Source organism: Parapedobacter sp. (assembly GCF_053550995.1).
On the sequence record NZ_JBMQOC010000058.1, the window covers coordinates 21,647 to 35,187 of the forward strand.

Annotated in this window: 6 protein-coding genes; 2 read left to right on the forward strand and 4 right to left on the reverse strand. The window is 50.6% G+C overall.

Annotated features, from left to right (window positions below):
- Positions 1-11 precede the first annotated feature (11 nt).
- Complete coding sequence (locus tag ACO1NT_RS08415; protein WP_449048129.1) at positions 12-2,261, forward strand: penicillin-binding protein 1A; 2,250 nt, start codon at positions 12-14, stop codon at positions 2,259-2,261.
- A gap of 145 nt (positions 2,262-2,406) precedes the next feature.
- Positions 2,407-4,215 (forward strand): excinuclease ABC subunit UvrC, encoded by a 1,809-nt coding sequence (gene uvrC, locus ACO1NT_RS08420; protein WP_449048130.1) that lies wholly within the window; start codon positions 2,407-2,409, stop codon positions 4,213-4,215.
- A 17-nt stretch (positions 4,216-4,232) separates the two neighbouring features.
- On the opposite strand, the gene ACO1NT_RS08425 is transcribed toward uvrC, so the two are convergent.
- The 4 genes from ACO1NT_RS08425 to ACO1NT_RS08440 all read right to left on the reverse strand — a co-directional run bounded on the left by ACO1NT_RS08425 (position 4,233) and on the right by ACO1NT_RS08440 (position 13,442).
- Positions 4,233-7,061, reverse strand: a complete 2,829-nt coding sequence (locus ACO1NT_RS08425; protein ID WP_449048132.1) for a hypothetical protein — start codon at positions 7,059-7,061, stop codon at positions 4,233-4,235.
- Positions 7,062-7,082: 21 nt separating this feature from the next.
- Positions 7,083-9,242, reverse strand: a complete 2,160-nt coding sequence (locus ACO1NT_RS08430; protein WP_449048134.1) for a TIM-barrel domain-containing protein — start codon at positions 9,240-9,242, stop codon at positions 7,083-7,085.
- A 5-nt stretch (positions 9,243-9,247) separates the two neighbouring features.
- Positions 9,248-11,692, reverse strand: a complete 2,445-nt coding sequence (locus ACO1NT_RS08435) for a hypothetical protein (protein ID WP_449048136.1) — start codon at positions 11,690-11,692, stop codon at positions 9,248-9,250.
- Between the two features lie 76 nt (positions 11,693-11,768).
- Positions 11,769-13,442, reverse strand: coding sequence for a RagB/SusD family nutrient uptake outer membrane protein (locus ACO1NT_RS08440; protein ID WP_449048137.1), 1,674 nt, complete (start codon positions 13,440-13,442; stop codon positions 11,769-11,771).
- Positions 13,443-13,541 lie beyond the last annotated feature (99 nt).

Below are 13,541 nucleotides of genomic sequence, written 5' to 3' on the forward strand. Positions count from 1 at the left end.
TAAGTAGAAGAATGAACAGCAAAAAAAAGGACAATAACGACAAGCTAACAAAGGACGAAATCAGCCGGTATACCCGCACCTTCTGGAAAGTGCTTATCGGTATCATTTTACTGGGCTTTTTATTTATCTTTTGTGTGGGGGTGGGGCTGTTCGGTAAGTTGCCGACGTTCCGCGATCTGGAAAACCCAAAGAGCAACTTGGCGTCGGAGGTCATCTCTGATGATGGTAAGGTGCTGGGCACTTATTATGTGCAAAACCGATCCAAGGTGAGCTATGAACAGCTGTCGCCCCATTTGGTGCAGGCGCTCATTGCCACGGAAGACAAGCGCTTTTACCGCCATTCGGGTATCGATTACCGGCGTACGTTCACGATTATTTTTTATAACCTCATCGGCAATCGCCAAGGGGCGAGTACCATCACCCAACAATTGGCGCTCAACCTGTTTTCCGAAGGCCGTGCGCGGAATACCGGCAAGCGTATCATCCAGAAATTTCAGGAATGGATTACCGCGGTGCGCCTTGAACGCAATTATACCAAAGAGGAAATGATCACGATGTATTTCAACACCGTCGATTTTGGCGCTTATAACACATTCGGCATCAAATCGGCAGCCCGTACATACTTCAATACAACACCCGATAAGCTGGATATACCGCAGGCAGCAATATTGGTGGGGATGCTGAAAGGGCCGAGTATGTATTCGCCTGTAAGGTATCCGCAACGGTCAATTCGCCGGAGGAACTTAGTCATAGAGAGTATGCGTAAGGCCGGCTATATCACCCGGGAAGAATCGTTGGAACTACAGAAAAAGCCGCTGGTGTTGGATATGAACATATCCGAATATGGCGATGGCTTGGCTCCGTATTTCCGCGCGGTGCTGAAACGCGAAATCCAACGGGAATTCAAAGAGCTCTCGATCACCAAGGCCGATGGCAGCCCGTGGGATTTGGACCGGGACGGCCTTAAGATTTATACAACCATCAACTCCAAGATGCAGGCATATGCCGAAGCGGCCCAGAAAGAATGGATGACAACGGTTCAGGCATCGTTCGATAAGCAGTGGAAAAATCGCGATCCATTCCGGGGCGAAAAGGCTAAACTGCTGGAAACGGGCATGAAGCGCTCAGACCGTTACCGGATGTTGAAGCAGGCCGGTAAAACCGACGCGGAAATCAAGAAAGATTTCGATACGCCCGTGCCCATGACGATCTTTACTTGGGACGGCGATAAAGACACCGTGATGACCCCGATGGATTCCATCCGGTATAACAAGCTTATCCTTCGGAATTCGTTCATGTCTATGGAACCGCATACAGGCTATGTACGCGCTTGGGTGGGCGGAATCAATTTCGAACACTATAAGTACGACCAGGTGAAGACCGGTACGCGGCAGGTAGGGTCTACCGCCAAGCCGTTTACCTACGCGGTGGCGATAGACAATGGCTATTCACCCTGTTTCAAGGTGCCTAATGAACCGATCACGGTCGGTACCGGCCCGAACGCTTGGTCGCCGCGTGGCGACAACTCGGCCGGTAGCCCTATTACGCTACGCACCGCCTTGGCCCACTCACAGAATTATGCAACGGCCTACATGATAGACGAGGTAGGGGCGACGCCCGTGGCAGCGCTGACCAAGCGGATGGGCGTTACCTCCGATGTGCCCGAATTTCCGTCGATAGCGCTAGGGGCTTATGAAGCCTCGGTATACGACATGGTCGGTGCTTATTCGGCATTTGTAAACCACGGCGTGTGGGTAGAACCTACCTATATCCTCCGCATTGAAGATAAGAACGGTATGCCCATTTACGAGAAGGCGCCGCGGGTCTCCAAGGTACTCAACAGCCAGACCGCCTATATCATGGTGGATATGCTTAAAAGCGTGGTGGCCAGCGGATCGGGTGGCCGTATACGCTGGCGTTACGGACTTAACAACCCTATCGGAGGTAAAACCGGTACGACCAACGACAATGCGGACGCTTGGTTTATCGGTATCACCCCCGAGTTGGTAAGCGGTGTTTGGACGGGCGCGGAAGATCGGGGCATCAGTTTTGATCGTATGGCCGAGGGGCAAGGTGCGCAAGCGGCATTGCCCGTGTTTGCCCTCTACATGCAGAAGGTATATGCCGACACGACGTTGAATTATACGCAAGGCGATTTCCCCCTGCCGGAAGGAGGCCTTACCAAGGAGTTGGATTGCAGTAAATACGAAGAATTCAGGCCCAGCGAAGAGCCACAGCTCGATGACCGGTTAGGGTTTTGAGTAAGGATTAAAGAAGTCCACGCAAAGGCCGCTAAGATTTGTCACGCAAAGGCCGCAAAGTTAGATTCGCGCCCATTGCGATAACCTCTGCGCACTTTTGCGTGAACATTTGCGTACGTTGCGTGAAAGGAGAAATAGGATATCCGTGACCAAATTTGACTACCGTAAGGCACTTGAGCAGATACCGCACCGGCCGGGGGTATACCAGTATTGGGATGCCGACGGCGAGCTCATCTACATCGGTAAAGCGAAAGACCTCAAAAACCGCGTCAGTTCCTATTTCGTCAAAACCACCCCGCTCAATGGCAAGACCCGCGTGCTGGTACGCAAAATCAACCGGATTACCTTCACGATCGTCGATACCGAGATAGACGCCTGGTTGTTGGAAAACAGCCTCATCAAAAAGCATCAACCACGGTATAATGTGATGCTCAAAGATGATAAGACCTACCCTTGGATTGTGATCAAAAATGAGCGGTTTCCCCGTGTTTTCCCAACCCGGAAATACGTAAAGGATGGCTCCAAGTATTTTGGGCCCTACGCCTCGGTGGGTATGATGCACGCCATCATGGATACCATCCGTGAACTTTACCCCCTCCGTACCTGTAATTTATCGCTCACACCGGAGAATATCGCCAGTGGAAAGTTCAGGGTATGCCTGGAATACCAAATCGGCAATTGCAAAGGACCCTGTGAAGCATACCAGACGGAAGAAGATTACGAGCACAGCTTGAAGGATATCCGCGATATCCTCAACGGCAAGATCGGTGTGGTTATCCGCCGGTTGAAGGAACAACTGGATACCGCCGTTTCCGAATTGAATTTCGAATACGCCCATCACCTCAAAACCAAGCTCGATTTGTTAGATCGCTACCAAAGCAAGTCAACCGTGGTCAACTCGTCCATCACGAACGTGGATGTATTCAGCATTGCTTCTGATCGGAACCATGCGTTTGTGAATTACCTGAAAGTGATGAATGGCGTCATTATCCAAACGCAGACCGTAGAATTGAAGAAGCGCTTGGATGAAGGCGAGGCCGAATTGCTGAGCTTGGCGATCTCGGAAATACGCAGTCGATTTAACAGTACATCCAAGGAAATCATCGTGCCGTTTGCACTTGATGTCGATGCGGACGATCTCCGGTTTACGGTACCAAAGCAAGGCGAAAAGAAAAAACTGTTGGAACTATCGCTCAAGAATGCATTGTATTTCAAAAAAGAGCGGCTCAATCAATATGAGAAACTCAACCCCGAACTGAAGACCGAACGCATACTTACGCAGATGCAACGCGACTTGCGGATGAATGTACTCCCACGGCATATCGAATGTTTTGATAACTCCAACTTCCAGGGCAAATACCCTGTGTCGGCCGTCGTGGTTTTCAAGGACGCGAGGCCGTCAAAGAAAGACTACCGCCATTTCAACGTCAAGACGGTAGAAGGACCCAATGATTTTGCTACGATGGAAGAAGCGGTGCATCGACGGTACCGGCGGTTGCTCGATGAGGGTCAGACGCTTCCCCAGCTCATTATCATCGATGGGGGCAAGGGTCAACTGTCATCGGCGTTGAAAAGCCTGAAGTTGTTGGGTATCGACAAGCAGGTGACGGTTATTGGTATCGCGAAGCGGTTGGAGGAGCTGTACTATCCCGGCGACCCGTATCCGCTTTACCTCGATAAGAAGTCGGAGACGTTGAAAGTTATCCAGTACCTCCGTGACGAAGCCCACCGGTTTGGCATCACCTTCCACCGCAAACAACGTAGCCGCCATACGTTCCGTACGGAACTCGAAAGTATCCCCGGAATCGGCCGTACAACTGCCGAGAAGTTGCTGAAGGCCTTCAAATCCGTAAAAAAGATACAGGATGCCACGCCAGAACAACTTGGGGAAATTTTGAATGGGCGACAGGTAACTGCGGTTAAAGATTATTTCGCGTCTACCTTCGATAAATAGATGACCATACCATTTACTTATTTCAGCACGTACCAAGCTTGGCCATTGGCTGGAATGGTAACGGGCAGGTGCAATACGGTGCCATCTAGCGGCATTCCTTCAGCTTCGCCGTCATTTACGCTTACGGTCGCACGGTCTCGTAGCCCGGTATAGTAAAGGTCTACCGTAAGTGTTCGTTCAATAGGTACATTCAACGGGTTATAAACCATCAACAACCCTTTCTCTTCCCCGCTGGGATCGACATGTAAGATTGCATCATAATCCCTTCCATCGGGACGTCGCAGATGGATAATATCGCCGTCGAGTATCCGGCGGTGGCTTTTATAGAAATCTACCCATTTTTTTACCAGGGCCTTGGTCTCCGGTGTATCATAAAGCTGCGGTCCCCGATAGCACGCCTGCACGCCTGCACCAAAAAGATTGGCGAGCCGTTGTTCATAATGGGGGAGGTGGTCACGAAGCGGTTCGATGGTTGCAGCGGGGCCGCCACCGTGGTACTCGACCAACGGCACAAACATCCAGCCCATGGAAGGCGTTTTCTCCCAAGTACCGTCGTAAATGTTTTGCCGTTCGATGATTTCCTGATATTCGCGGGGCAGTGACCAGTTGGTTTCCCGGTATCCCATCGCAATCTTCGTGCTTCCCTGTAAGAAATACCAGTCGGGCACGTTGAGATAAATCCCCTTTGATCGGCACCAGCGGTAGAAATCGCGTATCCGGATAAATTGTTTCCATTGGGAATCTTCAAAACCACGATGGCCTGGGTGGCTATGCGATGCGCATACGTCGCCAGGATAAGATCCATCATGTTCGAGGATATCCATGCCGGTTTTCTCATAAAAATCATAAAGTGTTTGGAAATAGCGGTCGCCCCATTCACTCAACAAGCAGGGTGAACGGCCAAATGTGGGTTTCATACCTGGAGGCATTACCACATCGTTCTCAGCATCGATCGATCGGCTGGCCAATAGTGAATAACCGCCTAAAGCAATCCCTTTTTGGTGTGCGTAATCACGCAATGTTTTCATTCGATGGATGTTGGCCTGCGATGTGTCTTCCAGGTTGAAGCCGCTTCCGAAGGTCATGATAACCATTTCAAAACCTACCTCGGCGCTTTGGTCGATCGCTTTTTTGACCGACGTATCGTCGGCACTCCGCACGTGCATGATAATGGGGTTCTCTTGTGTCCAAGGGGCAATGGTGCGGTACATCCGCCGTTGTGCCAGCCCCCTTCGTTCACGGTCGGAACTATCGTAGATCAATTCCCATAAACGCATACTTTCAAACGGTTTTCCCCGGGATATTTCCTGTCCTACACCGTGTTTTGGCTCACAAACCAATAGCGTGGGTGTATTGAGTAAGTAGTTTACCTGGGTCGTGTAAGTGGAATCCGCACGCCATTCTACACCGGCATTTTCCGATGCATTTGGCGACATCGAACCAAACGCAAAGTCACTTTGGGCGAAAATCGGTGGGAGCTCCCAACGCTGTTTATGTTCGACAGCGCTTTCGGCCTCAGTAACCGCAAGATGCTCCGTCCGGATGTTATTGACAATAATTTCATTGTTGCCATCATACTCAACTGTGACCCACTTACTCAACAGGGGGATAGCATCGTACATTTCATAATGTACGTGGACGGTAAGATCACGGAGAAAATCCATGTCGCGGGAAGGTGCCGCCGGCTCGCCAAGCAGTACAAGGTTTTCCACATGGCTTCTTCCGGTATTTCCGGTTTTCCGACCGGGGCTGGCTCCGCCAGCAGGGTCTGTTTTTCCGATTCTGATTTTTTCAGCTGTAGCTGTGGTTTCGACGGTTGCCAGCGTGTGGTATTCCTTTCCATTTGCCGAAACGGCACAGTGGACTTTTCCTTCTTCCAATTGCAGCCGTAAAAAATGAGATGCAGAAGGATCCATGCCCCTAAAATAGTGGATGGTACCGTTATGAAGCAATCCGTAACTCCGGTTTCCGGGCGATAGAAACAGCTTCAGGTTGTCGTTGCCGGGGTAAGTCAACGTTACGCCCGGGCCATATTCGGTCGATCGGTCAGTGCCGGCATTGATTTGCGCGATGACTACTCGGGTGTTGGCCGGTAGCGGCTGCTCGGCAAAAACGGGGTGATTTTCCGGGCCCATCATTTCGCCGGGTTTCCCTTCATTGATAAAGGATGCGCTTGGATTATCGTTTGCCGAAACCAACTTCCAGGCGGGGGATAGCGTCCTGAATGGATCGTCCATTAGTTTCTGCCGTTGGTTGTCGCTTGTGAGGCGCAGGATATGCTGTTGGACGGTGGCTTCGTCTGCTTTGTATGAAAACTGTAGCCTTATGCCTTCCGCCGCTTCGGCCGGTTTCGAAAGCCATTCGGTGCGGGGTGCCCACGCAAAGCGGCTTTTGAGGGGTTGGCTATCCCATGATACCAGTTTCAGGCTCATGGGATCGGCCTCCATTTGCGGTATCCATGCAGGATCGAGGTAATTTTGAACGGGTTGCCCTATCAGTCCTCCCACCTTGATTTCGTGGCCATTGACCCACAAGATCGCTTCGGGTGTGATGGACCGGAGCAATGCTTCTCCGGTAATCAGGTTGTCCAAACCGATGGTAGCCCCGCCGGGGGTTACCGAAAACGTACGTGTAATCAGGCCATTGCTGAGGGCTAGGTGGTTGTCTGCGGTCTGGAAAACTGTCGCTTTCTGTGAAACGGGGCTGATTAGCCAGTCTTCGTATACAGGTGGTTGGTTGGCGTATTCGGGAAGATGTGTGATATCGCCGGTTTGAGCCAATGACGGTGTATTGGGTAGTCCCAAAACGGCCGCGACGACCGCAGCTATTCGGATGGGATGATGCATATTGAGAATCGTTATCGGTTTCTATTTAGTCATAAATTTCCATGAAAAATCCCGGTAGCCGGACGGATAATCGGCTTTGACGGTTGAGTGGCTTCCTTTCAATTTGCCGTCCTGATGGGTGACGTTCAATTTAAACAGGCTGTAGGCGCCGTTTTCATAGTTAAACGTGGTTCCGTCGTCGTCATACAGGTACGTCGAGTTTTCGGCTTTGCCGTAGTGCCTTACGGTGAGCCCGACCTTTTCGCCATTTTCAGGCACATGGAGCATAGGAGGCATCATCGGGATAATTCCGCCGTCCCGTACAAAAAGAGGAATGTGGTCCAACGTGGCCGGTATTTCAATGATTTCGCCATCGCCTACATAGTCGCCGGTATAGAAGTCGTACCATTTCCCTTTGGGCAACACGACCTTTCGGGTGGTGTCTCCGGCGAACAAGGGTGCCACCAGCAGGTAGTCGCCCAGCATAAACTGATCTTTTACTTCGGGTACGACGGTTGTGGCGTACGGGTTGTCTGCGGAAGACAATTGTGTTTTTTCGGGGTTGGCCGAGTAGCTAAAGCCTTCGACCAGGGGCATTGCACGCACGGGTGGTTTACCTTCCAAATGATACTGAGCGAAGGAGGTATACAAATAGGGGAGCAGCTGCATGCGTAATAGCATGACCTCTTTTACCTGTTTTTCGACTTCGGGGAACGACCACGGTTTGGTTCCGTCGGCCCAGGCATTGAGCATGGCCATGGGCGAAAAGCAAACAGCCTGCATCCTTCGTAGCCATTCTTCTGCAGTTTTTGAGGAGCGGGCTTCCGGCGTCCAGAGGATACCGTTGAAGCTGCTGTTGCAAAGTGCGGTGATGAAATCGCGGTGGTTGTAATAGTCGTTATAAAGCACATAAGGCAGGGAAGCGGATCCCGCATTGGAAGCACGTACGAGGCCATAGGTACGCTGGTTTTTCTCCCGGAACCAGTCGGCTGTCATTTTCTGGAATTGAAGTCCGTAAACCTGCCGCATCTGTTCGGCAGAGGTGCCCGAAGGGAATTTGGCTACATCGGGCCATAGCCACTTGTCGTAGCCATCCACTTCGTCTACTTTGAAACCCGAGACGCCGATGTTAAGGTGTTGTGCGGTGAAGAGCTGTTTGTAAAGCTGTCGGGCCCGGGGTATGAAAAAATCAGGCACTTCTCCCACCCAAACCGTATGTGAGCCGGTGTAGGGGGTGATCTCTTGATAGATGGGAGCATGTTTGGATAGGTATGGATTGATCCACAAGTTTACACGGATGTGCCGTTTCAGCAATTCGTTGACAAAATGCTCAGGCTGCGGGAATCGTGTGCTATCCCAGACAAAGGTGTTGGGGTACGATCGGGATTGCCAGCCGGGTTCCAGCCCCACGAAGCTCAGCGGGTATCCTTTGGTATTGAACTGCTCTACTTCGTTCATTACGTCCTGATCGCTGTACAGCGTGGGCGTCCGGTGGGTAAATCCCAACCCCCATTTGGGGGGGAGTACGCCGCCTCCGCAGTACAGGTTGTAGCGCTGAACGACTTCCATCGCATTCTCCCCTGCAAATACGTAAATTTCGGTGCCAGGTGCCTGGATCGCAATTTCCACCGCGTCCGAATAAGGTTGCGAGGTCCAATCGCGCTGGGAATTGCGGTCCATTTCGGGCGGCGGGTCGTTGCTGTCTTTCCGCACGGCGGTACCGGCGTAAACAGTGAGGTATCTTGCTGTATTTATGAGCACCCCATAGCCGTTGTCGGTCACATAAAAGGGGACGGGTGCGTGGGTGCGGCCATTGTCTGTGCCTCCATAATGGTCGACCCGCAGTTGCTTGATGGTGCCGCGTTGTTTGACCGATTTGAATTGCAGCCCCAGCCCATAGATCTCTTCGCCACGGCGAAGCGGAAAACGGAGGCTGGTGAGATGATCGTGTACCTCGGCCGCTCCTTCATTAAGCTGAGCCGGGGACGGCACGGCTCCCAGGGAGGTCAAGGCGGCTATGCGTGGTTTGATTTCGGCCACGGACAGCGGCGTGATCTGATCGGGTGTGCCAACGATGCCTTTCCAAATGCCGGGAGCCACCTCCTGCCAGGGGATGTCTGCGGCGATACCTGGTTCCTGCCTGCTATACCCCTGATAAGTATAAAAGACGATCAGAAAGCTTATGAGGGTTCGCTTTATCATAGTGGTTATTGTGGTGCTGTTACATCTTCTCCTTTTCCGACAGTTTTAATCTCCAATTGAAGTTTCGGTAAGCCCTCTCCGGCGAACGCTGCATCAATTGACAGGTTATTCGCCCCGTTGGCCACCTTTGGAAAAGGACTGGGTAAGTTAACCGTTTCCAAGAGCTTCCAGTTGCGGTCAAATACCTGGACTTGTTTTTCATTAACCAATTTCAGTCGCTGGAAGGACGTCATCTTTACGGGTATTTTGACCGCATCGTGGTTGCCTACCGCGATGGACAGCTCTTCGATGGATGTATCTCCGCCGTTCGGATCGGGAATGAAGTTAACAATAATCATCGGAACTTGCGCTTCGAACGGATTTTTGAATTCGAATTCACTGTTTACGGGTTCTCCCGGCTGACGGATTTTACGTTGGTATTCGTGCCGTTGTACCGAATAGGGGTAGAGCAGCCATTTTCCCGGACTTACCGGCTGCAGGTGAAATTCATTGTTGATGTCTTTCATGCGCAATTTCTGCGCAGCATTGAAGGCCCCGGCCATGCGTGCCGATTCCCAATGTTTGATGGTGTGGAAAATAGTGTCGGTTAGTCCGTTTTTCGTCACTGCGTCGAAGTTGACACTAAATGCAAAACCCGCATCAAATCCTGCTGCCCTTGCCAACAGCCATTCCGTATCTTCGATACTGGTTTGGGCCGACATACTGAACCATCCCAGCATCGCGGGCAACAGATTGCGACGATAGAAATCCTGATTCATCAATCGGTACTGTGTTTGGCTTTCGCGGAAGCCGGCATACCAGGGTTCGCCCCAGTTGTATCGGGTATTGATGTGCCAGTTAAAATGGCTTGGGTTGCTTGCGTCGTTGATCACATTTCCCTTTAGGTCTGAATTGAGGCGGTCGTACCATGTTTCCGTGAAAAGAGCCCGTGCATATTGCCCCATCCCGGTAGACCAAACCCCTTCAAGCCCGTCGAATGAAATTTGCTTTAATCCCGTCTCATTGAAGAGATCGGCAAGGTTTATAGCAATCTCTTCGGCAAGTGCCGCATTGGGTAAGAACACCTTATACGGATGATCCATTAATTTGCCGATGGCTGCACTTTTTTTATGCGGAGCAGCTTGTGTGCCGTATGCTCCCCGCACACAACCGGTCAATTTCCAGGGTGCTTCGGATGACACTGCTTGGTACCTGATGATCTCATTGCCGATTACGGCTGCTTTCAATGTGTTGTTTTTCATCTGGTTGAAAAATAACGGGGATTCGATCGGTATTTCTTCTGCATCAGCGGTGATTTCCGAAGTCAATGCACTTTGCCCTACCTTGGCTAGCCGGGGATCCGGTACGGGGGTAACATACGGGTCGTTTGTCGTAATAAACCCGGACAGGGTGTGGACCCCTAACTCAACACCTTGTGCTTCGGCTCGGCCGACGTAGTGTTTAAGACTTTTCTGTTGTTGCGGAAACGCCTTTTCTTTTAACCGGAAATGCCCCCAGGTCTCGAAAGGATCACCATGGTATAGGTATCGTAAGCCTGCTTTTTTCGTCAGCTTGATTGCATCGTCAAGGTTGTTTCCATCAAAATTCAGAATGAGGTAGGAAGCCGTGGCTCGTGGACTGATTTTTGCCCATACACCATCAATCAACGGGTGGGGCAATCCTTCAGCGAGTTCGATTTTTCCGATGGTTTCAAGTGCATCGTCCGATGGGCAGCCGAATAGTGCAATAGCCGAACCTACGATGCCGCCGTCTTCATAACCAGGAGCTATATAATGCGTGTGATCCCAATTGCTGATTTTCCGTGTTTTGGCTCTGTTGCGTGTGTAAGCTTGTAAAATACTACCGAAATCCGTTACTTTCGCTGTCTGCCCACGATATTGTTTCTTTGTTCTCGCTTCTTCGCTGATATCCTCTAGACTGCCTGTTTGAAAAATATCGAATGCGGGTTCGATGTCGCTCTCCTCGCTGGGATATCCTCCCAATGTTTTAACGTTGAGCGCCTGGATGCCTACTGCAAAATGTGGATTTTTCACTACGCCTACACTTTCTCCGATGGATTCGTGGATCGTGGTTGGAAACGGCCCCCAAACGACGAGTTCAATGTCTTCCGGATATTCCATTGCTTTAAGTTCAAACCGAATATAATCAGCGTTTGCTTCAGCTTGTATATCGGCCACTCCATTTTTCCCGAAGGAAAATTTTAACCTATTCCCGTTTTGGGCGACTTCGGTGGGATTGATGTATTGTCCGTTTGCGCGTATCGCCAATAAAGGAGCCGTGAGGTCACGAGGGATGTATTCCTTTTGATTGGATTTGTCATACAAACTGACTACGAATCCGCTGGCATCGATGGTCAATCGAAAATCGGTTGTATTAAAATGAATCTCTTGGGCTTCGACCGCGAGGTTTGCGAGGATTATTACAAAAAGTAATGCATATTTTTTTATCATGTGCCTATCAATTTAGGATTGTTAGTTGGTAAAGGGCGCAAGCTAACTTGCGCCCTTTGATGCTAATTGAGTTAATTTAAAGTTCCGGGTTAAAATTGCCGCCCCAGCCTACGTTTTGCTCTAAATTCGGATTTTGATTAATATGCGAAAGTTGGATCGGGAAAAAATAATAGCTCTCGGGCATGACCATTTCTTTGGGGCCGTTTGTAATCAACTCCACAACTTCATAGGTGAAATCTTCCGGCAAAAGCTCGAACGCGTTGCCTTTTGCAATGTCATCCGCTGTCAGGTTTTGCGGTGTGCGGCCGTTGACGGCTGTTGCCATGATTCCATATTTATGCATGCCATCCAACAGGTGTAACATCCGGTGCCTTCTTAAATCCCAGAAACGTTGGCCTTCAAATGCAAACTCGATGCGCTTTTCGTCTAAAATTGCTTGGCGCATCTCCGCACGTGACATGTTGGCTTTTAGTCCAAATAATCCATCCGCTCCTTCGGTGATGCCCGCGCGGCGACGTATGGCTTTCAGCACCTCAAAGGCTTCATCGGACCGGCCGGTTTCATTGGCTGCTTCGGCATAGTTGAAAAGTACTTCTGCATATCGGATTTCTGGCCAGTCGACATCATTCAGCTCTGCCTGGGCTGAAGGCAGCTCTTCCTGTATGCCTTTCCGGGTAAATAACCCCGTACGGTAATGGGATTCTCCTTGTATGGAAAAACCGAAGACATCCATGGATTTGGCGATTACATTCATGGTATATTGCCGGCGACCGGCTATCCCGCTTAATTCATAGGTGGCACCGTTCCATACCATGATGGCATTGAACCGTGGGTCACGGTTTTCCCAAAATCGCTGGATGTCGTAGGTATATTCGGAAGTCGGATCTCCAGGTTTCTTTCCGTCCTTCATGGGGAATGCTTCGGCAAATGCCCAAATGGGTTGGTCTCCTCCGGTTGCATTCTTCGATTCCGACAGCGGGCGCACGGCATGTTCTTGTCGACCGTTGGTCTTGGCAGGCTCCTCGAAGATGACAGAAAGTATATTCTCCCGGTGGCCTTCGGTTTCAAACACCTGGGTGTAATCGTCCAATAGGCCGTACCCGTTTTGGTCGAGGAAGTCTTTAGCTGTTTTGTTGGCTGCATAAGCATCCTCCCAATACGCGTTGTCATACGGATTGGCCGAATTGAATTGGGGCGATGCTTTGTATAGCAATACGCGACCTTTGAACGCGTAGGTACATGCTTGGTCTATCCGGCCCCGGTCGGCCCCATCATATTTCGGTGGCAGCAGTGCGGCAGCTTCATCCAGTTCTTTTAGGATGAAATCGAAGCACTCAGCCGTGGAGTTCCGCGTGACCATGAGATCATCCGTAAGCTCTTGGGGAACTTCAATGATGGGAACACCACCGTGGTAGTACACCATTTTAAAGTAGAGGAAGGCTCTTAGAAACTTGGCCTGCCCGATCATGGGGTCCTTTTTATCTGCTGGAATTGGGCTGCCCGGTAGTTCTTCCAGTAGAATATTGATTTTTCGGATATCATCATAAGGCCAGAATTTCATGGTGCCATTGTCGGTTGTAATCCAGCCATCACCAATAATGCCGCCGCTTTCGTCCGCGTTGTTCCCCGAGTTGACAGGCCAGCCTTCAAAAGTGCTGGCGTACAAATTGCTCAAATAGGCGTTCGATGTCGCTTCATCATCAAATGTGCCGGTTGCCGGGTAGCTTCCCAGGTTTTCTACTTCATTCAAGATTTCTCCGCAACCTGTGAATAGAACAAGGCATAAGCAAAAAATGCCCAGTTTAGATCCGTTTGCGTTCCAGTATGTTAAAGTCTTCATATCCGCTTT

Excerpts from the sequence above, each read along its gene's own strand:
- ACO1NT_RS08435 (WP_449048136.1), bottom strand. The coding sequence starts at position 11,692 with ATGATAAAAAAATATGCATTACTTTTTGTAATAATCCTCGCAAACCTC.
- ACO1NT_RS08430 (WP_449048134.1), bottom strand. The coding sequence starts at position 9,242 with ATGATAAAGCGAACCCTCATAAGCTTTCTGATCGTCTTTTATACTTAT.
- ACO1NT_RS08425 (WP_449048132.1), bottom strand. The coding sequence starts at position 7,061 with ATGCATCATCCCATCCGAATAGCTGCGGTCGTCGCGGCCGTTTTGGGA.
- ACO1NT_RS08415 (WP_449048129.1), top strand. The coding sequence starts at position 12 with ATGAACAGCAAAAAAAAGGACAATAACGACAAGCTAACAAAGGACGAA.